The organism is Hydrogenovibrio sp. 3SP14C1, assembly GCF_029625905.1.
GTDB lineage: Bacteria > Pseudomonadota > Gammaproteobacteria > Thiomicrospirales > Thiomicrospiraceae > Hydrogenovibrio.
In genome coordinates, this window is the sequence record NZ_JARTLM010000043.1 from 1 (window position 1) to 297 (window position 297).

Below are 297 nucleotides of genomic sequence, written 5' to 3' on the forward strand. Positions count from 1 at the left end.
ATGTCGCCGTCACCCTGGACGGACGCGACACCATCGACGGCGGCGAAGGCAATGACTACCTCGAGGGCGGGCGCGGCAGCAACGTCATCCTGGGCGGGTCGGGCAACGACGCCATCTGGGCGCGCGGGGGCAATGACCGCATCAACGCAGGCGAAGGCAACGACACGGTCCGCGTGGGCGCCGGCAACAATGCCGTCACCCTGGGCGAGGGCAATGATGTCGCCGTCACCCTGGACGGACGCGACACCATCGACGGCGGCGAAGGCAACGACCGCATGATATCGGGCGCGGGCAGCG

1 protein-coding gene is annotated in these 297 nt (G+C 69.4%); it reads left to right on the top strand.

Features of this window, described 5'->3' with window-relative positions; translation table 11 throughout:
- Positions 1 to 297 (top strand): calcium-binding protein (locus P8629_RS11560; protein WP_278166278.1); only part of this gene is annotated, 297 nt, incomplete at both ends.